Here is a 24724-nt window from a genome sequence, read left to right as displayed (position 1 = left end):
CCTCACGCTTCACTTTCACTCCGCTTGCATTCCCAACCGATAGGCATACCCTCGTCCAGTCGCTGTCTGAGTATAGATGAGCAAGGACTACATCGAAGTGCGGGGGGCCGAGGAGCACAACCTCAAAGACCTCGATGTGAAGATTCCGCGCGAGGAGTTCAACGTCGTCACCGGCCTGTCCGGGTCGGGGAAGTCCTCGCTCGCCTTCGAGACGGTGTACGCTGAGGGACAGCGACGCTACATCGAGAGCCTGTCGGCCTACGCCCGGAACTTCCTCGGGCAGATGGACAAACCGCAGGTCGAGAACGTCGAAGGCCTGTCGCCCGCCATCTCCATCGACCAGAAGAACGCGGCGAACAACCCGCGTTCGACGGTCGGTACCGTGACGGAACTGCACGACTACTTGCGACTGCTCTACGCCCGCGTCGGCACGCCGCACTGTCCGCAGTGTGGACGAGAGGTCGGCGAACAGAGCGCCCAGAACATGGTTCGTCGGGTGCTTGATTTGCCCGAAGGGACCAAGGCGAAAATCGCCGCGCCGGTCGTCCGCGACCAGAAGGGCGCGTTCGCAGACCTGTTCGACGACCTCGTTTCGGACGGCTACTCGCGCGTCGAAGTGGACGGCGAGGAGTTCGATTTGACGCTCGACCGGCCGGACCTCGACAAGAACTACGACCACACCATCGACGTCATCGTGGACCGCGTGAAGGTCAGCGAGGAGGCCCGAAGCCGCATCAACGACAGCGTGGAGACCGCGCTGGAGGAGGCCGAAGGCGTGATGAAACTCATCGTCCCGAACGCACCCGAAGACGCGAATCTCGGGTCCGAATCCCGTTCGACGGGCGACTTGGCCGGGGACGGCGACGACCGACTCGTCGTGGAGTTCTCCGAGGAGTTGGCCTGCACGAGTTGCGGCATCGACTTCCGCGAAATCGAGACGCGGAGCTTCTCGTTCAACAGTCCGCACGGCGCGTGTCCCGAGTGTGAGGGTATCGGCGAGACGAAGGAGATAGACGAGGACCTCGTCGTGGAGGACCCGTCGAAACAGCTCAAACACGTCTTCGAGCCGTGGAGTTACCAGCGGACGTACTACCGCCGCCAACTCGATTCCGTCGCCGAACACTTCGGCGTGGAGTTGACGACGCCGTTCGAGGACCTCAGCGAGGAGGTTCGACAGGGATTCCTCTACGGCACCGACGAGGACGTGCTGTTCAAGTGGAACACGAAGAACGGCATCCGCCGGAAGGAGGAACCGTTCGAGGGCGTCATCCCGAACCTCGAACGACGCTACGTCGAAACTGACAGCGACCGGGCGCGCGGCCACATCGAGGACTACATGGCCGTAACCGAGTGTCCGGCCTGTGACGGCACGCGACTCCGCCCCGAAAGTCGCTCGGTGTACGTCGACGGCACGTCGATTTCCGAAGTCAACCGGATGTCTATCGGGGACGCACTGGAGCACTTCGAAAACCTCGAAGCGAACCTGACCGACCGCCAGAACCGCATCGCCGAGGAGATTCTCAAGGAGATTCGCGCGCGACTCGGCTTCATGGAGGAGGTCGGCCTGCAGTATCTCACGCTCGACCGGGAGGCCTCGACGCTCTCGGGCGGGGAGAGTCAGCGGATTCGACTTGCGACCCAAATCGGCTCGGGACTCGTCGGCGTTCTCTACGTGCTGGACGAACCCTCCATCGGTCTTCACCAGCGCGACAACGACCGCCTGCTGAACACGCTGTGTGAACTCCGCGACTTGGGCAACACCCTCATCGTCGTCGAACACGACGAGGAGACGATGCGCCGGGCGGACAACGTTATCGACATCGGTCCCGGCCCCGGCAGACGCGGCGGCGAAGTCGTCGTGCAGGGCGACGTGGAGGACGTGATGGCCCACGAGGAGAGCATCACGGGCGACTACCTCGCCGGACGAAAGGAGATTCCCGTGCCCGAGGAGCGTCGGGAGAGCGACGCACACCTCACGGTTCGAGGAGCGCGCCAGCACAACCTCAAGGACCTCGACGTGGAGATTCCGGTCGGGAAGTTCACGGCCATCACGGGCGTGTCCGGGTCGGGCAAATCCACGCTGATGCACGACATCCTCTACAAAGGACTGGCCCGCGAGATGAACGACAACACCTCGGTGGACCCCGGCGAGCACGATGCCATCGAGGGGATGGAGAACATCGAGAAGGTGCGACTCATCGACCAGTCGCCAATCGGTCGGACGCCGCGGTCGAACCCCGCGACCTACACGGGCGTGTTCGATTACGTCCGCAAATCGTTCGCCGAGACGAAACTCGCCAAACAGCGCGGCTACGAGAAGGGTCGCTTCTCGTTCAACGTCAAGGGCGGGCGCTGTGAGGAGTGTGGCGGGCAGGGCACCGTCAAAATCGAGATGAACTTCCTCTCGGACGTGTACGTTCCGTGCGAGGAGTGTGACGGCGCGCGCTACAACGACGAGACGCTGGACGTGACCTACCGCGGCGCGACCATCGCGGACGTGCTCGACATGTCCGTCGAGGAGGCCCACGACTTCTTCGAGCACGACTCGCGCATCCGTCGGCGGCTGAAACTGCTGAAGGACGTGGGACTGGACTACATGAAACTCGGTCAGCCGTCCACGACCCTCTCCGGCGGGGAAGCCCAGCGCATCAAACTCGCCGAGGAACTCGGCAAGAAGGACACGGGCGAGACGCTGTACCTGCTGGACGAACCGACGACCGGCCTGCATCACGAGGACGAGCGCAAACTCGTTTCGGTGCTCCAGCGACTGACGGACAAGGGCAACACCATCGCCGTCATCGAACACGAACTCGACCTCGTGAAGAACGCGGACCACGTTATCGACCTCGGTCCCGAGGGCGGCGAGAAGGGCGGCGAAATCGTCGCCACCGGAACGCCGGAGGAGATCGCGCGCGCCGACGACTCCTACACGGGGCAGTATCTCCGCGATAAACTCCCGCACGTCGAACTCGACGGCCCCCGTGCGGACAGACCCGCACCCGCGGCGATGGACGATTGAGGACCGGCGCGCGAGACCGCTCGCAAACCGGGATGCAACTGTTCTCGAGCGAGATACGGAACGATTTTTCGAAGCGGAATGGCGGGCTTACCCGGGAGAATCGGCCGCTTAAGCCCGGTTATCGTAATTAGTTTGAAAACTACAGGCAGCTAAGCACTGGATAACAAAGTGTCGTCCGCGGTAACTTCGCACTCGTGTTACGTCCGGGTGGCGGTGGCATAGCCGAAACAACCGATTGCGACTCTCCGGTGGCATGAGTTCGACTGATGGAACCCCTCAAGAACTGTCCGAAGATCTCATCTTCGACGTTCTGAAAAATAGACGACGACGGTACACGCTCCACTACCTCAAGCAGCAGGGCCGGCCGGTGGAACTGAGCGAGCTTGCTGAACAGGTCGCCGCGTGGGAGAACGACACCACGGTCGAGGGCCTGTCCGCGAACGAGCGCAAGTCGGTGTACACCTCGCTGTACCAGACACATCTCCCGAAGCTCTCGGATGCGGGTATCGTAGAGTACAACCAGAGCCGCGGCATCGTCGAACTCTCCGACAACGCCGCGCAATTGGAGGGATACTTGCGGCCACAGGACGAGTTCCCGTGGATTCGGTATTACCTCGGTCTCGCCATCGTGAGCGCGATTCTCGTCTTCGCCGACTTCCTCGGTATTCCGCCGTTTTCGGCCATCCCCGACAAGATTTGGGGCGTCCTCATCGTCGCCGCGTTCGCGCTCTCCGCGCTCGTTCATTACCTCCGACGTCGGCAACTCGGGACGGGAGAACGACCGCCATCGGCGCGGTAGCGACCCCGACCCGAGAAAGAAGCTATTTTGCCCCGCGGCGAACAACCGACGATAATGTACGATTTCGTGGTGGTCGGTGCCGGTCCCGCCGGGTCGCGGTTCGCGCGACGGGCCGCGGACGCGGGACACGACGTTCTCGTTCTCGAACGCGGGCAGGTGGGAACGCCGCTCGCGTGCTCCGGCCACGTCAGTACCGATATCTGGAAGTTCACCCCCGAGGGTGCCCGTGACGACCTCCTCCAGAACGAAGTCTACGGCGCGCGCTTCCACATCGACGGCCCGCGGTCCCCCGAACATCCCTTCTACAAAGACGAGGTTATCTCGAACGTCATCGACCGGGTGGGACTCGACCGGACGCTCGCGCGCGCCGCGGAGGACGCTGGAGCCGATTTGCGCGAAGGACACAGCGTCTCGGACGTGGACGAACACGGCGAGTACGTGGACGTCACCGCCAACACGCCCGACGGAACCGAGACGTTTCGCGGGAAGATGGTCGTCGGCTGTGACGGTCCCGTCTCGCGCGTCCGTCGGGAACTCCACCTGCCGGAACCGGGCGAGAAACTGCAGGGCGTACTCGGGTTCACGACCGACACGCACAACGGTAATTTCGTGGACGTCCACCTCACCGCGCCGCGATTCTTCGCGTGGCGAATCCCCCGCGGGACGGCCGGTGTCGAGTACGGACTGGCCGCACCGCCGGGTGAGAACGCCCGCGAGCTGTTCGACCGGTTTACGGCCGATTACGGCGTCGAAACCGAGAATTTCTGTGCCGGGATGATTCCCATCGGCCCGGCCCGGAGCGTCACCGCCCACCGAGGCTTCCTCATCGGGGACGCCGCCGCACAGACGAAGCCCTTCACCGGCGGCGGCATCCTCTACGGCATGACCGCGGCGGACCACGCCGTCGAAACCGTGGACCCCGACGACCCCGCCACGCTCGCCGACTACGAGCGCGCGTGGCGCGGGGAGTTGAAAAACGAGATTCGACTGGGCCACTGGGTCCGCCGAGCGTACTCCCTCCCGAAACCCGTCCAGAAGGTGGGACTCACGGCGATGGAGGGCGAAATCGGCGTTCACATGGACAAACCGACCTCGTTCTTCTCGACGGACCACCTCCGGAAACTCCTCTCGCGCTCGTCGTAGGGTCGGACTATCCCGACGGTGTGTGACACCGTTCCGAACCTGCGGTCATCGTCCCGCTCTGTTTCGGGATATAGCCCGGCCCATCGTTCCGCGTTCGAAGCGGCGCACCACCGCCATCCCCACGCCCGTCCCGGACGACGCACGCTGCGCAGACCGGAATCGACCGAACGGTCTCGACAGCGGTTTCCAACGCGTGACGTCGAGCGAGCTAGCCCATTTTCAGTCCTATCTATCGATTCAACAGATAATTAATTGATTAAATTTCTAGAAAAAATATTTTAAATCAGAGTTTGTAAGGTTTAATTGGACCATGACATCCAGACGTAACCTACTCAAGACGATCGGAGTGGCAGGAACGGCAGGTCTCGGTGCGGCCGCGTTCAGCGGAACCGCCGCGGCCAAACCGACGGTCGATTGGGAAGTGGCGGATTCGAGCAACTACACGGCAGCGAACCGCGGTGCGGCAGAAATCGATTGGGTCATCATCCACACCGTTCAGGGGTCGGCCAGCGGTGCGGTCAGCTGGTTCCAGAACCCCGACGCGGACGTCAGCGCCCACTACACCGTCTCCGAGAGCGGCTACAAGTACCAGAGCGTCAGTGACATCAACATCGCGTGGCACGCCGGGGATTGGGACTACAACCAGTACTCCGTCGGCATCGAACACGGCGGCTACGTCAGCGAAACCTACGAGGACGCTCAGTACCGTGCGTCGGCCAAACTGGCCAGTTGGCTCTGTGACCAGTACGGCATTCCGAAACAGCACCCGACGAGCGTCCCGAGCGACGCGGCGAACCCGGCCAACGGCGGCATCATCGGCCACGAGCAGGTTCCGGCCAGCAGTCACACCGACCCCGGCAGCAACTGGGACTGGGACTACTACATCGACCTCGTGAACTCGTACTGAGACAGGGAGCGAACCGCATTATTTTGCGACGGCTTCGAAACGGACGCGAAGTAGCCGCGGGAGGGGTCGAACGACGACGGGAGAAAGATCAGTCTCGACCCATTGTTACGGAAAGAAGGTTTCGCGCCTATTCGAGGTCGTACAGCGCGCCGTACTTCTCGGTCACGTAGTCGAGGAAGTACTCGGCGGTGAACGACTCGCCCGTCGCGTGTTCGATGAGGTCGTCCGTGGTGTACAGACAGCCGTACTCGTGGATGTTCTCGGTGAGCCAGTCGTGGAAGTCGTCGAACTCGCCCGCACGAATCTGGCCGTCGAGGTCGTCGATGTCCTCGTCGGCTTTCGCGTACAGTTGTGCGGCGAGGACGCTGCCCAGCGAGTAGGTCGGGAAGTAGCCGAAACTCCCGTGGCTCCAGTGGATGTCCTGCAGGCAGCCGTCGGCGTCGGTGTCGGGACGGACACCGAGGTACTCCTCGTACTTATCGTTCCACAGTTCCGGCACCTCGTCCACCTCGATTTCGCCACGGATGAGCGCCTTCTCGATTTCGAAGCGCACCACGATGTGCATGTGGTAGGTCAACTCGTCCGCCTCGACGCGGATGAGGTTGTCCTCGTAGACGCGGTTCGCGGCCTGATACATCTCGTCGACGGGGACGCCGTTCGCGTCCGCGAAGCGCTCTTGAACGAGCGGCAGGAAGTTCTCCCAGAAGGCGCGCGACCGACCGACGTTGTTCTCCCAGACGCGTGACTGTGACTCGTGGACGGTCAGGTCGCGGGCTTGGCCGAGCGGCGTGCCGTACTGGTCGTCCGGCAGACCCTGCGTGTACGTCGCGTGGCCGAACTCGTGAACGGTGCTCATCAGCGCGCCGAGCGGGTCGCTCTCGTCGAAGCGCGTCGTCACGCGGGCGTCGAACTGCGTCCCGCTGGAGAACGGGTGCGGCGCGGTGTCGAGACGGCCGCGGTCCCAGTCGTAGCCGAGCGTGTCGAGCACGTCGCGCGAGAGCTCCTCCTGCGTCTCGGCGTCGTAGGTGCCCTCGAACGGCGTGGCGAGTTCGACGTCGCTCTCGCGGACGTCCTCGATGAGCGGGACGAGTTCGTCGCGGAGTTCGGCCAGCGTCTCCTCGGCGGTGTCGATGCCGAGGTAGGGTTCGTACTCCTCGAACAGGACCTCGTAGGGGTCCTTGTCCGGGTCGATGTGGTCAGCGTACTCGCGCTCCAACTCGACCAGTTTTTCGAGCGTCGGGGCGAAAATCGAGAAGTCGTCCTCCTCGCGCGCCTTCTTCCACTTCGGCAGCGCCTCGGACGTGGTGCGCGAAATCTCCTCGACCAACTCGCCGGGGACGCGGGTCGCCCGCTCGTACTCGCGTCGGACCTCGCGGACGACGGCGGCCTGCTCGTCGTCCAGGTCCTCGCTCTCCAGTTCGTCCAACAGCTCACCCATCTCGTCGTCGGTGAGCAGTTCGTGCGAAATAGCCGACAGGGCCGACCGCTGTTGTGACCGCGCGGGGGTGCCACCCTCGGGCATCACGACTTCTTGGTCCCAGCCGAGAATTCCGGCGGCGTTCTGGACGTTCGAAATCCGTTTTACTTTCCCGAGAAACTCCTCGTACGTGGTGTTTTCCGCGGTGGCTTCAGTTGCCATCACCGGGTGTTTGCTGTCACCGATTATCAATGAATGGGTTTCGGTACGAAATAGGTTGGCGGCTCGGTTCGTTATAGTCGCTCCGCCGTGGTCCGATAAATCCGGTAGCAGCGTTCCAGCACGCCGATGCCGACGCTCTCGTCTTTCGTGTGTGCCTCGCCGGGTTCCGAAGCTCCGCAAACGACGCACGTGACGCCCGCTTGTGCCAGCCATCCGGCGTCCGTCGCGTGGGGTTTCGTCACCTGTTCCGGGTCGCCGTCCTGCGCGTCGCGGGCGGCGGCCAGCACCGCGTCCGCGAAGTCGGGGTCGTCGCACTCCATCGGCGGCAAGTCCTGTTCGACGGTCCACTCGACGCCTTCGATGTCCTCCACGGCGTCGAGGTCGGCGCGCTCGCCGGGGACGGTTCGCTCGTCGATGGTTATCTCGCACGTGTCCGGGATGACGTTCCACGCGCTCCCGCCGTGGATTTCGGTGGCGACGACGCTCCCCGAGAGGTCGTTGCCCAACACGGAGACGGTCGGGACGTCGCAGTCCCGAACGACGTCCACGGCGTCGCTGGCGCGGTAGATGGCGTTCACTCCTGCTTCCGGTTCGCTCGCGTGCGCGGCGGTTCCGTGCGCCGTGACGGTGCTCGCCCGCCGTCCGCGGTGGGCGACAACGACGTCCGTGACGTCCGGCCCCGAGTAGTTCGTTGACCCTTCGGCGACGATAGCGCAGTCGGGCGAAAAGCCGCCCTCGATGGCGTGACGCGCGCCGTCGCCGCCCAACTCCTCGGCGACGAAACTGGCGAACACGAGGTCACATGACGGGTCGGCGTCGCGGAACGCGAGCATCGACGCGGCCACGGCACCCTTCATGTCCGCCGCGCCGCGGCCGTACAGTCGTCCGTCGCGCTCCTCGACCACGTACTCTTCACCATCCGCTTGCGAGTCGTCCGGGGGCACGACGTCGTGGTGGCCGACCAAGGCGAGAGAGGTATCGGAGTCGCCGTCTGTGGCCGGTTTTCGTGCGATGACGTTCCCGATGTCGTCCCGCGTTACGTCCGCGTCAGTCTCGGAGCGAAGCCATTCTTCGATAAAATCCCCCGCCGCCGTCTCGTCCTCGTGACTCGGAATCGAAACCAGGTCACGGGTCAGTTCGACCAGTTCGTCCATGCACCTTCCAGTTCGGCGAGGGGGTTAATATCCAACGTCCTCGGCAAGAACGTGGATGTCCTCCTGCAGCGTGTGCAACCGTTCGGCGACCGACCTGTCGGCTTGATGCTCGATTTCCGAAATCCTGTCTTCCGTCTCGCGGAATTGCGTCCGTCTCGCCTCCTTGTCCTCCGGGATGTTGGTCAGCCCCTTCCGAATCGACCGGATTTCTCCGGCGACGTCCGGCGAAGCGTCGTCGGCGACCGAATCCAAATCCATCCGAATCTCGTCGAGTTCTCGTGCCATGGTCGGGACGATGGTATCCGAAAACAAATCGATGCTGGCCCGAAGTGTCCCGTTTTACGCTTGCGGCGTTCGGTGTTCGAAACAGCAGTCCAATAGCTCCTCGAGAAGCGGGGTCTCCCGATACCGAACCGTCTCGCTCCGCTCGTCGTATTCGACGAGCGAAAGCGATTCGAGGTGCGGAAGGTGGACGTGTCGAAGACGCGTTTCGGTCCGGCGCGAATCCCCATCGAGCACGTCTCGAAGTTCGTCGACCGTCGCGGTCCCGTCCGACGATTCGGAGAGATGGCACAGCAATTGGCGGCGTTGGTCGTCGGAGAAGGTTTCGAACACGCTGTCGAGGTTCGACGAGTCCGGGGAATCCCTGAATTCGAATGGCAGCATCTACCAGTGTTTGGGAAAACATTCCCCTAATCCTACTGCCTGAACTCGCAAGGACTCACTCAGATGGCGCAGTCGTCGACGAACTCGTACTCGTCGTATCGGTCGAGTTTTCGCTCGATGGCGTCCAGCAGCCACACGTCGACGGTTTCGTCCGCGAGGTCGGCCTCGATTCGGTCCCGAGTCTCTTCGTCGACAGTAAGCACGATGTGGGCGTGGCGCATCGACCGTCGTACGTCACCGAGGGGCAAAAGGATGACCCACACGCTGAAACCCTTATCAGGCTACCACACGAACCGACAGCCATGAACGTAGTGCCGGACACGAGCGCCGTCGTCGATGGCCGCATTTCCCAACGAGTCGATGACGGCGACTTCGCCGGGGCGACGGTTCTCATCCCCGAGGCCGTCGTCAGCGAACTCGAATCGCAGGCGAACAAAGGAGAGGAGAGCGGGTGGGACGGACTGTCCGAACTCCAGCGGCTCGCGGACCTCGCGGACGCTGGCGATATCGACCTCGATTACGTCGGGGTGCGCCCCGGACCCGAAGAACAGGGTTACGCCCACCGCGGAGAAATCGACGCGCTCATCCGCGAACTGGCGGACGAACACGACGCCACGTTCGTCACCAGCGACCTCGTGCAGAGCGAGGTGGCGAAAGCCAAGGGATTGGAGGTCGAATACATCGCGCCGAAAACGGAGGACGTGGGGCGACTCAGCATCGAGGACTTCTTCGACGAGCAGACGATGAGCGTCCACCTCCGGTCGCGGGTCCCGCCGATGGCGAAGCGCGGCGAAATCGGCGAGATGCACTATCAGCGAATCCGCGACGACCCCTCGACGGACGAGCAGTTGAAGGAGTACGCCCAGGAGATAATCCAGAGCGCGAAACAGAGCCACGACGGGTTCATCGAAATCGACGAACCCGGCATGACCATCGTCCAGTTCCGCGATTACCGCATCGCCATCGCGGAACCGCCGTTCGCCGACGCGTGGGAGATAACCGCGGTCCGACCCATCGTCAAGACCTCGTTGGACGACTACGAGCACGCGGACGAACTCCGCGGGCGACTCCTCGAACGCCAGCGCGGCGTCCTCATCTCCGGCGCACCCGGTGCCGGGAAGTCCACCTTCGCGCAAGCCGTCGCGGAGTTCCTCGCGGACAACGACTTCGCCGTGAAGACGATGGAGAAACCCCGCGACTTGCAGGTCGGCCCGGAAGTCACCCAGTACACCGAACTGGCCGGCGAGATGGAGAAGACGGCGGACTCCCTGCTGATGGTTCGCCCCGACTACACCATCTACGACGAGGTGCGCAAGACGAACGACTTCGAGGTGTTCGCCGACATGCGCCTCGCCGGTGTCGGCATGGTCGGCGTCGTCCACGCCACGCGGCCCATCGACGCGCTCCAGCGACTCATCGGCCGGGTCGAACTCGGCATGATTCCGCAAATCGTCGATACCGTCGTCTACATCGAGGCCGGACAGATAGAGAAGGTCTACGACGTGCGGACGCAGGTCAAGGTGCCCGCGGGCATGACCGAGGAGGACCTCGCCCGCCCCGTCATCCTCGTGGAGGAGTTCGAGACGGGAACGCCGGAGTACGAAATCTACACCTTCAACCGGCAGGTCGTCACGGTCCCTTTGGAGGAGGGTGACGAGAAGGAGACCGGCGTCTCGCGCCTCGCCCGACAGGAAATCGAGCGCGAAATCCAGTCCGTCTCCCGCGGTCACGTCGACGTGGACCTCCAGGGCCAGAACAAGGCCGTCGTCTACGTGGACGAAAACGACATCTCCTACGTCATCGGCAAGGGCGGCGGCCGAATCGACGACATCGAGAACCGCCTCGGCATCGACATCGACGTGCGCACCCACGACGAGAAACCGTCCTCGGTCGGCACGACGGCGACGACCCCGAAGGGCGACGTGGTGACGCCGGAAATCACCTCCCGCCACATCATCATCCCGTTGGACGGCCACGCCGGGGAAACCGTCGAAGTGCAGGCCGACGGCGAGTACCTGTTCACCGCGACGGTCGGCCGCGGCGGCGACATTCAAGTCTCCCGCGGCAGCGCCATCGCGGAGGAACTGGAGTACGCCATCGACCGGGAGCGGCAGATTACGGTCGTGTCGGCGTAACCGCCGACACCGCGGTCGTCTCTCGGTTTTCGATTATCGATACGTCCCCATTTCCGCGACCACGTCGGACGTGGCGGCCCGCCACTCCTCGATGAGCGCGTCCTCGAACGGTTCTTCCTCCCAGTCGTCGATTCGGTCCCGCTCGTCCAGCCATTCGACCGTCCGGGCGACGCCCGTCTCGAAGTCTATCGTGTACTCGAAATCGAGGTCGCGTTTCGCCTTGCGGTTGTCGAACGTCGTCGCGTACTGGAAGTGGTCCCGGAGCATCGCGGTTCGCTCCGGTGCGACGGCGGTCAGCACCTCGGTCGGGACGTGGACGAGTTCCGGTTCGGGCGCGCCGATGGCGCTGGCGACTCGGCGGTGGTACTGGTTCCACGTGATGAACTCCTCGCTCGTGACGTGGTAGGCCTCGCCGAAGGCGTCCTCGTTGCCGACGGCGTTCACGAACGCGCGGGCCACGTCGTCGCGGTGGCACGGCCCCCAAATCGAGGTGCCGTCGCCGTGGACGACGACGGGCTTTCCCGCCCGAAGACGGTCGAGGTAGTACGTGTCGTCGCCGAAGGTGTGGAGGACGCCGCCGCCTTCGCCGTAAGTGCTCCACGGGCGGATGACGGTCGTCTCGAATCTCCCGTCCTCGTGGGCATCCATGAACACGTCCTCGGCGTCGGCCTTGTTGCGGCCGTAGTCGCTCACGTTCGGGTGTCTAGCTGCGTCCTCGGTGATGGGGTTGCGCTCTGGCGGGCGGTGGTAGACATCGACGGTGCTACAGAAGACGTACTGGTCGATGTGGGGCGCGACTGCATCGACGGTCTCACGCGCCGTTTCCGGCGAGAAACAGACCATGTCCACTATCGCGTCGGGGTCGGCGTCCGCGACCGCTTCTTCGAGGACGTCCGTATCGTGTCGGTCCCCTTCGACGTGCGTGATGCCGTCCGGCAGTTCCTCGTCGTGATTCCCGCGCGTGAACACCGTCACGGTGTCGCCGTCGTCGGCGAGTCGAGCGACGATTCCGGTGCTGATGAGTCCGGTACCGCCGATGACGAACGCGTTCATATCCGGTCATCCACGCGGGAACACAAAGCGGTGTGGATAGCGGGCACTGCGGCTTTTGTGAGAGACAGAAAAGAGAGACGGCGCGACTATTCCGCGCACTGGGCGTCCGCACACTGGTCCGGTTCCACTTCGGTCGGCACGTCGATTTCGTAGAGGTTCTGCCGCGCGTCCGCGAAGTAGATGTCCTCGTCCACGACGCCGATGTCTTCGAGTCGTTCGAGCGCGTAGCGGACCGTCCGTGCGGACAGCATCGACTCGTCCACGATCTGCTTCTGGGTGAGCGACCCTTTGTATTCGAGAACCTTGAAAACGAGTTTGGCACTTGGGGGGAGATCGTCGATTTGCTCCCGTTCGGTCTGGCTCATCATCGTTACGAATCGAAACACGCCATCGTGATAAAGCTATTGAGACGCAATGGCACGGAGACGCTCCGAGGGCACCGCTACGGCAAGACGAGTTCGAATGACGAAGCCGGTCTCGGAGCGTTTTCGACGGCACCCTGTGCCGACGTTGGTACAGTATCACACGCATGCCCCAAAAGTCACCCACCGTCAGTATTCGGGTCGGCGTTCGCGGGGAGCATCTCGAACGGCGAGAAGAGGTATGGACAAGCGAACATCTTTTGAGGCCGGGTACCCGATTGCCACTCATGGCGACTGAAAAGGCATCAGAGCGACGGGCGGCCCATCTCAGGAGCATCACCGTCACGTCGCTCGCTTCGATATCTGGCATCGTTGCCGGGTTCGCCTCCGCTATGATAGTGGGGACGTCGGAGACGGCGGCGACAGACCAGATGGGATTGACCATCATGCTCGCGTTCGTGGTCGTCCAACTCCCGCTATTGTATCTCATGGGCTATGAGTTGGACGGAATCAAAGACACACTCTTCGTCGCGTTCATGACGTTCTCGCTCTGGTACATCACGTGGGGTATTCTCCTCATCAACAACGTGAGCCTCTAAACATGGCGGACGACAGTATCGCGGTCGTGGACCTCGAGCGGTGTTCCCCCGACCGATGCAACTACGAGTGTAAGAACTTCTGCCCGCCGAACCGGACGGGCAAGGAGTGTATCACGCTCCGCGGCGAGGACACCGCCGAGGGACAGCCCGACCAGGTGCACATCAGCGAGGAAATATGCCTCGGCGAAACCTGCGGCATCTGCGTCGAGAAGTGTCCGTTCGACGCCATCGAGATCATCAACCTCCCGAGCGAGCTGCAGGAGGACCCCGTCCACCGCTACGGCGAAAACGCCTTCTCGCTCTACGGACTGCCGGTGCCCCAAGAGGGACAGGTCACGGGGATTCTCGGACCGAACGGGAGCGGGAAAACGACGGCCGTGCGAATTCTCGCGGGAGAACTCGCGCCGAACCTCGGCCAGTTCGAGGACCCGCCGGGATGGGACACCATCCTCGACCGCTACCGCGGAACCGAGCTTCAGGACTACCTGAGCGAAGTCCGCGACGGCGACGTAACCGTCGCGCGAAAACCGCAGTACGTCGATAAGATTCCCGACCAGTTCGATGGAAGCACCGCCGACCTGCTCTCCCGAACCGACGAGCGCGGCGTCCTCGACGACCTCCTCGAACGGCTCGAAATCGAGCACGTGATGGACCAGGACATCGACAGCCTCTCGGGCGGTGAGCTCCAGCGCGTCGCTCTGACGGCGGCGCTCGCCCGGGACGCCGACTTCTACTTCCTCGACGAAATCACGCCGTACCTCGACATCAGCCAGCGGGTCACGGTCGCCCGCCTGCTACAGGAGATGGCGAACGAGCAGGGTCGTTCCATGCTCGTGGTCGAACACGACCTCGCCATCCTCGACCTCGTGGCCGACAACCTGCACGTCGCGTACGGCGAACCCGGCGCGTACGGTGTCATCACGACGCCGAAATCGGTGCGCAACGGCATCAACGAGTACCTCAAGGGGTACCTCAACAACGAGAACATGCGGATTCGTCCGAACGCCATCGAGTTCGACGAACACGCCCCGCGGGAGACGGTCACCGCCGACCCGCTCGTGGAGTACCCCGACCTGCGAAAGTCGTACGGCGAGGGCGAGTTCTCGCTCGACGTCGAAGGCGGCACGATTTACGAAAACGAAGTGCTGGGCATCGTCGGCCCGAACGGTATCGGGAAATCGACGTTCGCAAAGCTCCTCGCCGGACGGCTCGAACCGGACGAGGGCGACGTGGACTTCGCGCTCGACATCTCGTACAAACCGCAGTACATCGAAATCGACCAACCGATGCGCGTGGACGTCTTCCTCTCGTCGCTGACCGACGACATGGGCACGTCGTACTGGGATACCGAAATCGCCCAACCGCTCCAACTCGACCGCATCATGGAGCAGGACCTCACGGACCTCTCCGGCGGCGAGCGCCAGCGAGTCGCCATCGCGGCCTGCCTGTCGAAGCCCGCCGACCTCTACCTGCTGGACGAACCGTCGGCGTACCTCGACGTCGAACAGCGCGTCCGCGCGACGCGCGCCATCCGCCGCTACGCCGAGATTCAGGACGCGACGGTGTTGGTCATCGACCACGACACGTACATGATAGACCTGCTCTCGGACCGCCTGATGGTGTTCGATGGCGAACCCGCGGAGCACGGGCACGCCGGACGCCCGAAGGGAATGCGCGACGGCATGAACGACTTCCTCGCCAACCTCGACATCACGTTCCGCCGCGACGAGAACGTGGGTCGGCCGCGCATCAACAAGCCGGGCAGTCAGCTCGACCGCCAGCAGAAAAACGACGGCGAATATTACTACAGCTAAGCGGTCCGTTTCGGTCGAGGCGGTCCGTTTCGGTCGAGGCGTTCGTGACGGCTGGTTTTCCGGTCCGTAATCGACTCCCGGGAATGGACGAAAGATTCTCAATCGAGAGGTTCGAACGGTAATCAAATGGTCCTCTCACGGCGACAACTTCTCGCAACGACCGGCGTAACCGTTCTCGGTGGCTGTCTCGGGGGCAATCAGGACGGTGCGTCGGGCGGGGACTCCACCGACGAAACTACGTCCGCGACGAACGGGAACTCGAACCCCGTTGCGAGCGCACCGATTCCGAAGAACCCTGACGAACACGAGTACGCGATTGCGGGCACGGGCACGGCGGACACGACGGTACGGTATTTCAGCAACTGGAAGTGCCCGTACTGCGCGCAGTTCAGCACGGGATTTCTGGGCGAGATAGTGAGCGAGTACGTCGAACCGGGCGAAATCGACATCGAACTCCGAACGCTCGGATACTTCGGGGACGAGCCGTTTCTGGGGCCGGACGCACCGCGCGCCTCGGAAGCGGGACTCGCGGTGTGGAACGTCGACCCGCAGTCGTTCTGGGGGTACTACGAGTACGTGTTCTCCCACCAACCCTCGGAGAAAAAACAGTGGGCGACGACGGACAAACTGCTCTCGTTCATGGAGAAAGCGGGCGTGAAACGCCGGGACGAGATCAAAACCCAAATCGAGTCGAACGAGTACGAGTCGCTCCTGCACCAGTCTGACACAGCGGCGCAGCGAGCGGGCGTCAACAGCACGCCGATGCTGGTCATCAACGGCGAGGCCGTCGTCGCGCTCAAGAAGGACGAAGTGAGAAAACGGCTTGATTCCGCGACGAAGTGAGCGAGAACCGAATCGCTTTTTTCCCCCTCGTCGTAGTTCCGACTAGTGATTTCAGCGCTCTCCTCGTGGCTTTCGACCTCCGACAACCGAGCGAAACTCTTCGCCGCCCTCGCGGTCGTGCTGTTCGCCACCGCCGGAGTCGGGGCGCTCACCACCCACGACCGACCGTCCCTCTCGGTCGACGAGCAACGTCCCGCCAACAACACCCTCATCGCATTGCAGGGGTACCAACACGAGGGGCGCGCCATCGAGGTGAACCCGGCCGGAGAAACTGTCTGGGAGTACACCGAAGCGGACGACGTGTTCGACGTGGAAGCGCTCGGGACGAACCGGGTGCAGATAGCGGTGGCCGACGAACTCCCAGATTCGGACTGCCCGACCGAATATCGGGACGACGGCTACGACAACTGCGTTCGAAACTCGCTCCGCGTCGTGGCGCAGGACACGAACGAAACCCTGTGGGAGTACTCGTGGTTCGACGCGAAACTGCACGCCCACGAACTCCACGACGCGGACCACTACGTCGTGAACGGCGAGGACCGCTGGGTGATGGTGGACATGGGCAACGACCGCGTGTTCGCCGTGAACCGCGACAAGGAAATCCTCTGGCAGTGGAACGCGACCGACCGCTACGACCGGCCGGAAGGGATGGACGAGGAGGGCGACTGGACGCACGTCAACGACGTCGACCGCATCCGACCGGGCGTCTTCCGCATCAGCATCCGGAACTTCGATACGGTCGCGGACCTGCACGTCGAGAACGGGTCGGCGCACCTCGAACCCGTCGTCGGCCCGGACTCCTACTCGGCATCGGGCGACATCCTCTACGAACAGCACAACCCCGACACGCTCGGCGACACGCTTCTAGTGGCCGACAGCGAACACGACCGCATCGTCGAGATTCGAAACGAAAGCGTCGTCTGGGAGTACGGGGGCAGCGGCGTCTTCGACTGGCCCCGCGACGCCGACCGCCTGCCGAACGGCCACACGCTCGTCGCCGACTCGTACAACGACCGCGTGGTTGAACTGAACGAGAAGGGAGAAATCGTCTGGTCGGTCGAAACCGGGTCGCTCCCCTACGAAGCGGACCGCCTGCCGGGCGAGGGGAGCGACGGCCCGACAGCGAGCGAGGCGGGAATTCCGAACCGGACCCAGGAAGCGTCCCCCGTCAACGAACGGGTCGCGTGGGGGATTTCGATGGCCAAGTACGTCGTCCCCAACAATCTCGCACAGGAGTTGGTCATCATCCTCTTCGGCTTGATGGCGCTCGTCGGCACCGCCGTCGAACGCTGGCGCTAACGCGTTTTCACGGTCATCTCGATGGGATTCGTCGGTTCGAGCGTCGTCCCCATCCGTAAGTCGAGTTCGTCGGTAGTGGTGTCGAACTCGACTCGTTGCGCGATGGTCGCCAACACGAGTCGAATTTCGGCGTTCGCAAAGCGCATCCCGATGCAGTGGCGCGGCCCGCCGCCGAACGGGAAGTAGGCGTAGTCCGGCAGGTCGGCTTTCATCTCGGGGGTCCACCGGTCGGGGTCGAACGTCTCCGGGTCGTCGAACCAGCGGTCGTCGTTCTGAATCACGAACTGCGGGAGCGTCAGCGATGTCCCCTCGGGAATCGTGTAGCCGCCGAGGATGACGTCCTGCTTCGTCTCGCGGAAGACGACGTAGGCGGGAGGATAGCGACGAAGGGCTTCGGTGACTATTTTGTCGGTGTAGTCGAGCGCCCGCAAGTCGGCCATCGTCGGCGCGTCGCCGTCCAGCACGGAATCGAGTTCGTCGTTCAGTTTTCGACGCACCCGCGGATGGTTCGAAAGCAGGTACAGGCAGTAGGTGAGCGCGAGCGCGGTGGTCTCGTGGCCCGCGAAGAGGAACGTCGCCAGCTCGTCGCGGAGCGCCTCGTCCGACATACCCTCCCCTCGGTCGTCCGTCGCGTGGAGGAGAATCGAGAGGAAGTCGTCGCCCGGCGGTTCGTCGCGCCGCTCGTCGATGAGGCGCTCGACGGCCTCGTCGAACCGAGTTATCGCGCGCCGGTACCGCCGATTCGTCGCGGTGGGAACCCAATCGGGGAGCAGCGAATCGACTGACCCCGCGTCGCTCTTCTCGTTGATGGCCCGCGCGATACCGCGCGCCGCGTCGTGGATGGACGAGTCTGCTCCGCGAACGTCGTGGTCGAACAGGGCCGTGGCGAGGATTCGAAGCGTCAACCGTTTCATCACCTGCTGGAGTCGAATCGCCTCCCCGTCGTCCCACGAGTCGGCGGTTTCGGCCGCGAACGCGACCATCGGCTCCGCGTAGGTTCCGATGCGTTCGCGGTAGAACGCGGGTTGCATCATCGTCCGCTGGCGTCGCCAGAACTCGCCCTCGCTGGCGAAGAGTCCGTTCCCGATGAATTTCTCACCCGCCTCCCGAATGAACTCGCTCTTTCCGAACTTCGACTCCTCCGTGACGAGCACCCGCTCGACGTGCTCGGGGTGGAGGAGCGTACAGAAGTCCTCGCCCGCGACGGAGTACGACACCACGTCGCCGTACTCGCGGAGGCCGTCGTAGAACGCGAACGGGTCGCGGAGGAAACCGATGGTGTTCCCCACGCCGGGGTACGATGTCGGTCCCGGCGGAAGCGGGGGGTCGTCCGAGCGCTCGGTCGGCGCGGTTTCGGAGGTCGTCATACCTAGATGTCGGAGAGACAGACCGAAGCCGATTCCGTCGAATCCACTAGGGAATTTATGAGGGGCGGTGTATGGTCGGGTATGAAGTACGTTCGGCTCACGCTTCGCCATCCGCGGGAGATGCGGAACCCGATGCGGTCGTTCATCATGGAGCACGACGCGATGGAGCGGGCGGAACTACTGAACTGGAACCTCTCGCACGAGGACCGGGATTACGTCCTCTTTCGAATCGTCGGCGAGATGGAACCGTACGCCGAGGCGGTGGACGCCGCTCCACTGATCCACGACTACGAGTTGACGCCGCTCGACGACGCCTCGTTCTACGCCTACATCGAACACGAAAAGCGCGACGTGGACGCCGACTTTCGCACCGCGTTCGCGGGGACGAGCATTCTCGTGATTCCGCCAATCACGTACACCAGCGACGGGGCGATGCGGATGGAACTCGTCGGAAAGTCCGCGGACATGCGCGCCGTGATGGAGGACGTGGACGCCGACATCGACGTGTCGGTCGAACAGGTCAGCGAGTACGACACGCCACAGATGGGACTCTGGGCGGAGTTGACGGAGCGCCAGCGGTCGGCGCTCGAAACGGCCGTCGCGGTCGGCTACTACGACGTGCCGCGAGAGGCCGGTGTCGAGGCGGTGGCGAAGGAAATGAACTGTGCACCGAGCACGGCTTCGACGCACCTTCGAAACGCGGAATCGAGAATCGTCAGGAAACTCGTTCAGAGCACCTGACGCTGGCAGGTGCCACAGAGGTTCTCCTCTTTCACGTCCACCTCGCGGACGGTCGGCGAGAAGTTCATTACACAGCGGTTGTTGTCGCAGTGTTCGAGGCCGAGCGTGTGCCCGATTTCGTGGACGACTTCCTTTCGAACGCGGTCCGAGAACACCTCTTCCCGCGGCTTGGTGGAGATGCCGCCGTCGGAGGACAGACCGTCGGTCGCGGGTTGGAGTCGGTAGGTGGAGATGACGCTGCCGCTGCCGTCGAGATAGGCGAGACCGAAGACGTAGTTGCGACGGCGGTAAAAGAGGTCCTGTGGTGTGATGGCGATGTTCTTCTCGCCGGTTCCGATGCGACTCGCCAGTTCGATGAAATCCTCGGCGCGAAACTGGTCGCGGTTGGGGTCGTGGGACCCGGAGGGGATTTCCTGTCGCTCGTGCACCATCACGTCGCAATCGTATATCGCCCGAAGGGCCGCTGACGCCTCGCGTTTGACCCGCCCCGTAACGTCCCCCACGGGGACGATGTCAATCAACATGGCAACTCCTATGAGCGGACGACGCATAAACATCCCGCCGTGAACCCGCACATCCGCGACGAAATCGTCACCCGCCTCGCCGATTATCCGCGCGCAGTCGAGGTCGGAATCGGCAATCGACCGGACGTCGCCGACGAACTCGCCGCAACCGGCGTCGCCGTCACCGCGACGGATATCAGACCGCGAACGGTCCCGGAGGGCGTCGAGTTTCGACTGGACGACGTGACCGACCCGGTGGTGGACGTGTACGAGTCGGCGGACGTGATTTACGCTCAAAACCTGCCGCCGGAACTCCATCGCCCCGCGCTCTCGGTGGCCGAGGAGTGCGATTCTGTCTTCGTCTTCACGACCCTCGGCGGCGACCAACCGTCGGTTCCCGTTCGACGGGAGACGATTCCGGGCGAGACGCTGTTTTGGGCGCGGGAGTAGGGACCGCGGAGTCGATTATTCGTCGGGCTTCTCGACGATTATCGTCTCCGCGGCGTGCTGGTGCGGTTCCCCTCCCGAATTATCGTCGAAGACGAGTTCGTCTTCCTCCAGAACTTCCCAATCGTCGTAGTAGCCCCGGAGTTCGCCGGGCTGGTAGAAGTGCTCGTTGTCGCCCCAGTCGGGCGGGGTCGGAATCCCGGGGTGGTCGACGAACGCGAACAGGACGTGAATCCCGCCGTCCGTGGTCGCGGCTTTGAACCGCTCGAATTGCGCGTCGCGGTTCTCCGGGCGGAGATACTGGAGCGCGCCACAGGAGTACACCACGTCCATCGACGGGAAGTCGAGGTCGTTGATGTCGGCCTCCTTCGTCTGGAGTTGGACGCCTCGCTCCTCGGCGAGGCGCTCGGTCTTCTCCAACCCGTTCGGAATCGGGTCCACCGCGAGGACGCCGTAGCCCTGCTCGGCGAGGTACACCGCGTCCCGTCCCTCGCCGCTACCGATGTCGATGGCGGCGGGCGCGGTTCGCTCGGGCGCGAACTCCAGTACCGTCTCGACCAATCCGTTCGGCTCCGTTCCCCAGTAGAATTCGTCGCGACCGTAGCGTCGCTGGAGTTCGTCGTGGTCCATGGAGGGTCGTTCAAAGGGCAGGACCATAGTCGGTTCGGCGGGGCGGCGGCACACTCGGCGATTCGGCAAACCCTTATCGCCGCGGACGAACGCGAGGGTATGAACGTGGATGCAGTCGTACTCGACATCGACGGGGTACTCGTGGACGTGGCCGACTCCTACCGACGGGCGATACTCGAATCCGTCGAACGGGTCCACGGCGACACCATCCCCAAGGACGCGATTCAGTCGTTCAAGGACGCATCGGGCTTCAACAACGATTGGGAACTGACCTACGCCGCGGCGCTGTACGTCCTCGCCTCCCGCGAGGGGCTGGACAGCACGATAGAGGAATTCACCGACGATATCGCGGCGAACGGCGGCGGCCTCGACGCCGCGGAGAACGTGGTTGCCGAGGAACTGCCCGACGACGCCCACGAAACCGTCCGCGCGGCGTGGGACCCCGAACACCTCCGCGAGGTGTTCCAGCAACTCTACCTCGGCGCGGAACTGTACGCGGAACTCGAAGGCGAGGACCTGAAGCTCGACACGCGAGGGTACATCAACGACGAACCCGTCCTCCTCGGCTCCGAGACGGTGGAAGCGCTCACCGCGAACTACCCGGTCGGTATCGTCACCGGCAGGCCGAGCGCCGAGGCCGACATCGCCCTCGAACGCGTCGGTCTGGACGTGGCCGACGAGCACCGATTCACCATGGACGACTGGGAGCAGGGCAAACCGCATCCCCACGCCCTGATGACGCTGGGAGAGCGCTTCGGCGCCGAACGCGTCGTCTTCGTTGGCGACACCTTGGACGATATTCGAACCGCGGTGAACGCGGACGAGACGGACTCGAACCGCGAGTACGTCGGCGTCGGCGTCCTGACCGGCGGCCTGACGGGCGAGTCGGGTCGCCGAAAGTACGAGGAGGCGGGCGCGGCGGCGGTCATCGACTCCATCGACGACCTTCCGGCGCTCCTCGGGGAAAACTGATATCTTTCGGTCACGAGTCTCTCGTATGGTATCCATCGACCGTCTCACTCGTATCCTCGTCCTCGCCCTGCTGTCGGCGTTCGTCTTCAGCGCACTCTTCAGTCCCCCCGACCCGTTCACGCAAATCATGTTCGCGCCCGTGCTGTTCGTCGCCTCCCTCCCGGTCGCCCGTCTGGCGTCCGACGACCGGTGGACGCTTCGCAACCACAGCCTGTTCTTCCTCGTCGCCTGGCTCATCGGGGTCGCGGGACAACCGCTCATCCGCGGGCTGACCCTCGACGGCACGGCGTGGTTTCTCGTCAGCGTCGGGTGGCTCGCCGTCGCCATCCTGTTCTCGGGATGGTTCACCTATCTCGGCCCGGCGACGACCTTTTTCCGGAAGGAACCGCCTAAAACGGACACAGGCGGGACATAACAAAGCCAATCACGACCTTCCTGTGATGCGATACGCCACGCCCGACAGCGTGGTCTTCGGAGAATCGTGTCTATGACGGCTTACACACTGCTACGCAACCAGTATCGCACTCGGAGGCGACCCGTTCGATGAAACTCCGTCCCGTGCTCGTCGCCCTCCTCGTCCTCTCCCTGTTCGGAACCGCGGTCGCGCTTCCACCGCCGGGACTGCCCGGCGACGACCTGCCCGACGCGCCGACGAACCATCACAGCACCTACGCCGTCGAGCAAGGTGCATCCTGTACGGAGGTCAGTCCGATTCACGGCGACACGAACGTCGTCGATTTCTACGACTACCGCACCCCGTACACGAATTCGAGCAGTTGGGCGTACGGCTACTTCGGTCCGAAAGCGTTCACCCGCGAGAACGGGAGCACGATGTTCCTGTACCAGGCCCCGAGCGGCGTGACGAGCCTCGTGATGATCCACGACAAGATGAACAAGAGCCGAACCGGCGACAACAACCCGATGAGCACGGTGACGTTCGGATTCGACGGCCTGCCGAGTTCCGGCCAGTGGGTGCTGATGGACGATACGTACCCCCACCGTGACGACCGCTGGTCGCGGACGCGCCTCGATTGGATCTGGGCCGGGTCGCGCACCGACGGCGGCGTCTTCCGCGGCGTGTCCGGCGATTCGAAGATAACCGTCACGCCCTCGTGGAACGATGATGCGACGCTCTACAACCCGCAACTCAAACACGAACCCGTCACGTCGTGGGCGTTCCTCTCGGGCGGATCGGGGAGTCCGAGCGCGACGGAACTCGACATGGGCTCACCCGTGACCATCCGGCCGGGAACGTGTGGTGGCTCGCTACAGGCGTCGTTGCGGGCCGCGGGGACGGCCAGCGCCGGAACGCCCATCACCCTCGACGCGAGCAGGTCGAGCGACTCGGAGGGGACGCCGACGAAGTACCGCTGGGATTACGACGACGACGGGACGGTAGACGAGACGACGACGCGACCGACGACAACCCACACCTATTCGAAACCGGGCGAACACATCGCCCGCGTGACGGTCGTCGATAGCAACGGGCACACCGCCAGCGCGACCACGCCCGTAACGGTGGAGCGGACGAAAGCGGACATCCACGTCACGGACGTGTCACTCGACCGAAAGCAGGTGTCGAAGGGGGAGAAGGTGACGGTCAGCGCGACGTTCAAGAATACCGGCGACGGCGACGGAACGATTCCGGCCGTCCTCGCGGTCGGTAACTCAGTCGGAGCCAGAAAGCGGGTCCACGTCGCGGCCGGGAAGACGAAGACGGTTACCTACACCTACGAAGCGACGGCGACGGGCAAACAGGAGGTGGCCGTGAACGGCGTTTCGGCGGGGACGCTCGCGGTCGGGCAGCCGACGACGACCGGTGAAGCGAACACGACCACGCACGCCAAACCCGGCGGCGAGACGACCCCCGGTTCGAACGGATCGCATTCGTTCGGTCCGAACGTCGTGTTCGACCACCCCGGCATGAGCGGGTTCGTGGTCGCGGTCATCCTGCTCGGCGCGGCGCTCGTGGTCCGTCGGTGACCCGCGACCGAGCGCCGCGCGCGGCGCGACGGTGACGAGGCGTTTTTATCCGTGCTCTCCATACCGCCCGGCAATGACGAAAATCCTCGTCGTGGACAACCACGGACAGTTCACCCACCTCGAACACCGGGCGCTTCGGGACATGGGCATCGAAACGGAACTTATCGACAACGACACGCCGCCGGAAGACATCGACGCCGACGGCCTCGTCCTCTCGGGCGGCCCGTCGATGGACGACATCGGCAACTGCGCCGAGTACCTCGACCTCGACATCCCAGTCCTGGGCATCTGTCTCGGCATGCAGGTGATGGCGCACGTCCTCGACGGCGAAATCGGGGAGGGCGAGTACGGCGGCTACGCCGACGTGACCGTCGATATCACGAACGAAGACGACCCGCTCGTCGGGTCGCTGGCACCCGAAACGCGCGTCTGGGCCAGCCACGCGGACGAAGTGAAGCAGGTACCGAGCGGATTCGAGCGAACCGCCACCAGCGACGTGTGCGGCATCGAGGCCATGAGCGATTCCGACCGCGACCTGTACGGCGTCCAGTGGCACCCCGAGGTGGCACACACCGAAGAGGGCGAGGAAGTGTTCGAAAACTTCCAAAGCGTGTGTGAGTAGTATACTTTAACTCTCCGGGGCGTAGCG

The 24724-nt window shown here is 63.6% G+C and carries 25 protein-coding genes; 15 read left to right on the top strand and 10 right to left on the bottom strand.

Translation table 11 applies throughout. The annotated features are described in order from the left end of the window. Window positions 1-76: 76 nt before the first annotated feature. The 4 genes from uvrA to B208_RS0112715 all read left to right on the top strand — a co-directional run bounded on the left by uvrA (window position 77) and on the right by B208_RS0112715 (window position 5868). Window positions 77-3019, top strand: coding sequence for an excinuclease ABC subunit UvrA (gene uvrA / locus B208_RS0112730; RefSeq protein WP_007979897.1), 2943 nt, complete (start codon window positions 77-79; stop codon window positions 3017-3019). Window positions 3020-3272: 253 nt separating this feature from the next. Further along, a complete protein-coding gene (locus B208_RS0112725; protein WP_007979899.1) occupies window positions 3273-3818 on the top strand; it encodes a DUF7344 domain-containing protein in 546 nt (181 codons plus the stop codon). Between the two features lie 54 nt (window positions 3819-3872). Continuing rightward, on the top strand, window positions 3873-4961 hold the full coding sequence (locus tag B208_RS0112720; RefSeq protein WP_007979901.1) for a geranylgeranyl reductase family protein: 1089 nt from the start codon (window positions 3873-3875) through the stop codon (window positions 4959-4961). Between the two features lie 310 nt (window positions 4962-5271). Continuing rightward, complete coding sequence (locus tag B208_RS0112715; protein ID WP_232423792.1) at window positions 5272-5868, top strand: N-acetylmuramoyl-L-alanine amidase; 597 nt, start codon at window positions 5272-5274, stop codon at window positions 5866-5868. 127 nt (window positions 5869-5995) lie between these two features. Here the strand turns inward: B208_RS0112715 and B208_RS0112710 are convergent, their stop codons facing one another. The 5 genes from B208_RS0112710 to B208_RS24395 form a co-directional block, all read right to left on the bottom strand. Beyond that, complete coding sequence (locus tag B208_RS0112710; RefSeq protein ID WP_007979906.1) at window positions 5996-7507, bottom strand: carboxypeptidase M32; 1512 nt, start codon at window positions 7505-7507, stop codon at window positions 5996-5998. A gap of 71 nt (window positions 7508-7578) precedes the next feature. After that, window positions 7579-8661: a M20 family metallopeptidase gene (locus B208_RS0112705; RefSeq protein ID WP_007979908.1), complete on the bottom strand. Its 1083-nt coding sequence runs from the start codon at window positions 8659-8661 to the stop codon at window positions 7579-7581. A gap of 24 nt (window positions 8662-8685) precedes the next feature. Next, the gene (locus tag B208_RS0112700) at window positions 8686-8946 is read right to left on the bottom strand and encodes a hypothetical protein (RefSeq protein WP_232423791.1); all 261 of its coding nucleotides are present in this window, start codon (window positions 8944-8946) and stop codon (window positions 8686-8688) included. Between the two features lie 54 nt (window positions 8947-9000). Beyond that, window positions 9001-9327, bottom strand: a complete 327-nt coding sequence (locus B208_RS0112695; protein WP_007979912.1) for a DUF7344 domain-containing protein — start codon at window positions 9325-9327, stop codon at window positions 9001-9003. A 59-nt stretch (window positions 9328-9386) separates the two neighbouring features. Beyond that, window positions 9387-9548, bottom strand: a complete 162-nt coding sequence (locus B208_RS24395) for a hypothetical protein (protein WP_007979913.1) — start codon at window positions 9546-9548, stop codon at window positions 9387-9389. An 81-nt stretch (window positions 9549-9629) separates the two neighbouring features. Here B208_RS24395 and B208_RS0112685 point away from each other — a divergent pair, with 81 nt between their 5' ends. Continuing rightward, entirely contained in the window at window positions 9630-11462 is a 1833-nt protein-coding gene (locus B208_RS0112685) for a PINc/VapC family ATPase (RefSeq protein WP_007979915.1), read from the top strand. A gap of 33 nt (window positions 11463-11495) precedes the next feature. Here B208_RS0112685 and B208_RS0112680 read toward each other — a convergent pair whose 3' ends face one another. Both B208_RS0112680 and B208_RS0112675 read right to left on the bottom strand, forming a co-directional pair. After that, window positions 11496-12515, bottom strand: coding sequence for an NAD-dependent epimerase/dehydratase family protein (locus B208_RS0112680; RefSeq protein WP_007979918.1), 1020 nt, complete (start codon window positions 12513-12515; stop codon window positions 11496-11498). Window positions 12516-12601: 86 nt separating this feature from the next. Then, complete coding sequence (locus B208_RS0112675) at window positions 12602-12880, bottom strand: winged helix-turn-helix domain-containing protein (protein ID WP_026177832.1); 279 nt, start codon at window positions 12878-12880, stop codon at window positions 12602-12604. Window positions 12881-13164: 284 nt separating this feature from the next. Between B208_RS0112675 and B208_RS0112670 the strand changes: the two genes are divergently transcribed. The 4 genes from B208_RS0112670 (at window position 13165) to B208_RS0112655 (ending at window position 17432) form a co-directional block, all read left to right on the top strand. Continuing rightward, a complete protein-coding gene (locus tag B208_RS0112670) occupies window positions 13165-13476 on the top strand; it encodes an EMC6-like membrane protein (RefSeq protein WP_026177831.1) in 312 nt (103 codons plus the stop codon). Between the two features lie 2 nt (window positions 13477-13478). Next, window positions 13479-15290, top strand: coding sequence for a ribosome biogenesis/translation initiation ATPase RLI (locus B208_RS0112665; RefSeq protein WP_007979924.1), 1812 nt, complete (start codon window positions 13479-13481; stop codon window positions 15288-15290). A gap of 126 nt (window positions 15291-15416) precedes the next feature. Continuing rightward, complete coding sequence (locus B208_RS0112660; RefSeq protein ID WP_007979926.1) at window positions 15417-16133, top strand: DsbA family protein; 717 nt, start codon at window positions 15417-15419, stop codon at window positions 16131-16133. A 45-nt stretch (window positions 16134-16178) separates the two neighbouring features. After that, window positions 16179-17432, top strand: a complete 1254-nt coding sequence (locus B208_RS0112655; protein WP_007979928.1) for a hypothetical protein — start codon at window positions 16179-16181, stop codon at window positions 17430-17432. Here the strand turns inward: B208_RS0112655 and B208_RS0112650 are convergent. After that, window positions 17429-18799, bottom strand: a complete 1371-nt coding sequence (locus tag B208_RS0112650) for a cytochrome P450 (protein WP_007979930.1) — start codon at window positions 18797-18799, stop codon at window positions 17429-17431. The two genes, B208_RS0112655 and B208_RS0112650, sit on opposite strands and share 4 nt — an antisense overlap. 81 nt (window positions 18800-18880) lie before the next feature. Between B208_RS0112650 and B208_RS0112645 the strand changes: the two genes are divergently transcribed. After that, window positions 18881-19540, top strand: a complete 660-nt coding sequence (locus B208_RS0112645) for a helix-turn-helix domain-containing protein (protein ID WP_007979931.1) — start codon at window positions 18881-18883, stop codon at window positions 19538-19540. On the opposite strand, the gene B208_RS0112640 is transcribed toward B208_RS0112645, so the two are convergent. Then, complete coding sequence (locus B208_RS0112640) at window positions 19528-20064, bottom strand: archaemetzincin family Zn-dependent metalloprotease (protein ID WP_007979933.1); 537 nt, start codon at window positions 20062-20064, stop codon at window positions 19528-19530. The genes B208_RS0112645 and B208_RS0112640 overlap by 13 nt on opposite strands. 39 nt (window positions 20065-20103) lie before the next feature. On the opposite strand from B208_RS0112640, the gene B208_RS0112635 reads away from it, so the two are divergent. Continuing rightward, on the top strand, window positions 20104-20493 hold the full coding sequence (locus tag B208_RS0112635) for a UPF0146 family protein (RefSeq protein WP_007979935.1): 390 nt from the start codon (window positions 20104-20106) through the stop codon (window positions 20491-20493). Between the two features lie 15 nt (window positions 20494-20508). Here B208_RS0112635 and B208_RS0112630 read toward each other — a convergent pair whose 3' ends face one another. Next, on the bottom strand, window positions 20509-21120 hold the full coding sequence (locus tag B208_RS0112630; protein ID WP_007979937.1) for a methyltransferase domain-containing protein: 612 nt from the start codon (window positions 21118-21120) through the stop codon (window positions 20509-20511). 99 nt (window positions 21121-21219) lie between these two features. Between B208_RS0112630 and B208_RS0112625 the strand changes: the two genes are divergently transcribed. The 4 genes from B208_RS0112625 (at window position 21220) to B208_RS0112610 (ending at window position 24697) form a co-directional block, all read left to right on the top strand. After that, entirely contained in the window at window positions 21220-22092 is an 873-nt protein-coding gene (locus B208_RS0112625) for a TIGR01548 family HAD-type hydrolase (RefSeq protein WP_026177830.1), read from the top strand. 25 nt (window positions 22093-22117) lie between these two features. After that, window positions 22118-22507: a hypothetical protein gene (locus tag B208_RS0112620; protein ID WP_007979941.1), complete on the top strand. Its 390-nt coding sequence runs from the start codon at window positions 22118-22120 to the stop codon at window positions 22505-22507. Window positions 22508-22635: 128 nt separating this feature from the next. Then, window positions 22636-24075, top strand: a complete 1440-nt coding sequence (locus B208_RS0112615) for a PKD domain-containing protein (RefSeq protein WP_007979943.1) — start codon at window positions 22636-22638, stop codon at window positions 24073-24075. Between the two features lie 73 nt (window positions 24076-24148). Beyond that, window positions 24149-24697 carry a GMP synthase subunit A gene (locus B208_RS0112610; RefSeq protein ID WP_007979944.1) on the top strand — a complete coding sequence of 183 codons (549 nt, stop codon included), beginning with the start codon at window positions 24149-24151 and terminating at the stop codon, window positions 24695-24697. Window positions 24698-24724 lie beyond the last annotated feature (27 nt).

The sequence above is a fragment of the Haladaptatus paucihalophilus DX253 genome (assembly GCF_000376445.1).
GTDB classification, from domain to species: Archaea; Halobacteriota; Halobacteria; order Halobacteriales; family Haladaptataceae; genus Haladaptatus; species Haladaptatus paucihalophilus.
Note: the sequence above shows the minus strand (reverse complement) of the source record. Positions and strands in the feature narration are given on the sequence as shown.

Coding starts and splice junctions, on each gene's coding strand:
- B208_RS0112715 (WP_232423792.1), top strand. CDS start 5,272: ATGACATCCAGACGTAACCTACTCAAGACGATCGGAGTGGCAGGAACG.
- B208_RS0112610 (WP_007979944.1), top strand. CDS start 24,149: ATGACGAAAATCCTCGTCGTGGACAACCACGGACAGTTCACCCACCTC.
- B208_RS0112675 (WP_026177832.1), bottom strand. CDS start 12,880: ATGAGCCAGACCGAACGGGAGCAAATCGACGATCTCCCCCCAAGTGCC.
- B208_RS0112680 (WP_007979918.1), bottom strand. CDS start 12,515: ATGAACGCGTTCGTCATCGGCGGTACCGGACTCATCAGCACCGGAATC.
- B208_RS0112640 (WP_007979933.1), bottom strand. CDS start 20,064: ATGTTGATTGACATCGTCCCCGTGGGGGACGTTACGGGGCGGGTCAAA.
- B208_RS0112645 (WP_007979931.1), top strand. CDS start 18,881: ATGAAGTACGTTCGGCTCACGCTTCGCCATCCGCGGGAGATGCGGAAC.
- B208_RS24395 (WP_007979913.1), bottom strand. CDS start 9,548: ATGCGCCACGCCCACATCGTGCTTACTGTCGACGAAGAGACTCGGGAC.
- B208_RS0112705 (WP_007979908.1), bottom strand. CDS start 8,661: ATGGACGAACTGGTCGAACTGACCCGTGACCTGGTTTCGATTCCGAGT.
- B208_RS0112620 (WP_007979941.1), top strand. CDS start 22,118: ATGGTATCCATCGACCGTCTCACTCGTATCCTCGTCCTCGCCCTGCTG.
- B208_RS0112650 (WP_007979930.1), bottom strand. CDS start 18,799: ATGACGACCTCCGAAACCGCGCCGACCGAGCGCTCGGACGACCCCCCG.
- B208_RS0112695 (WP_007979912.1), bottom strand. CDS start 9,327: ATGCTGCCATTCGAATTCAGGGATTCCCCGGACTCGTCGAACCTCGAC.
- B208_RS0112670 (WP_026177831.1), top strand. CDS start 13,165: ATGGCGACTGAAAAGGCATCAGAGCGACGGGCGGCCCATCTCAGGAGC.
- B208_RS0112630 (WP_007979937.1), bottom strand. CDS start 21,120: ATGGACCACGACGAACTCCAGCGACGCTACGGTCGCGACGAATTCTAC.
- uvrA (WP_007979897.1), top strand. CDS start 77: ATGAGCAAGGACTACATCGAAGTGCGGGGGGCCGAGGAGCACAACCTC.
- B208_RS0112725 (WP_007979899.1), top strand. CDS start 3,273: ATGAGTTCGACTGATGGAACCCCTCAAGAACTGTCCGAAGATCTCATC.
- B208_RS0112615 (WP_007979943.1), top strand. CDS start 22,636: ATGAAACTCCGTCCCGTGCTCGTCGCCCTCCTCGTCCTCTCCCTGTTC.
- B208_RS0112660 (WP_007979926.1), top strand. CDS start 15,417: ATGGTCCTCTCACGGCGACAACTTCTCGCAACGACCGGCGTAACCGTT.
- B208_RS0112710 (WP_007979906.1), bottom strand. CDS start 7,507: ATGGCAACTGAAGCCACCGCGGAAAACACCACGTACGAGGAGTTTCTC.
- B208_RS0112720 (WP_007979901.1), top strand. CDS start 3,873: ATGTACGATTTCGTGGTGGTCGGTGCCGGTCCCGCCGGGTCGCGGTTC.
- B208_RS0112685 (WP_007979915.1), top strand. CDS start 9,630: ATGAACGTAGTGCCGGACACGAGCGCCGTCGTCGATGGCCGCATTTCC.
- B208_RS0112625 (WP_026177830.1), top strand. CDS start 21,220: ATGAACGTGGATGCAGTCGTACTCGACATCGACGGGGTACTCGTGGAC.
- B208_RS0112700 (WP_232423791.1), bottom strand. CDS start 8,946: ATGGCACGAGAACTCGACGAGATTCGGATGGATTTGGATTCGGTCGCC.
- B208_RS0112665 (WP_007979924.1), top strand. CDS start 13,479: ATGGCGGACGACAGTATCGCGGTCGTGGACCTCGAGCGGTGTTCCCCC.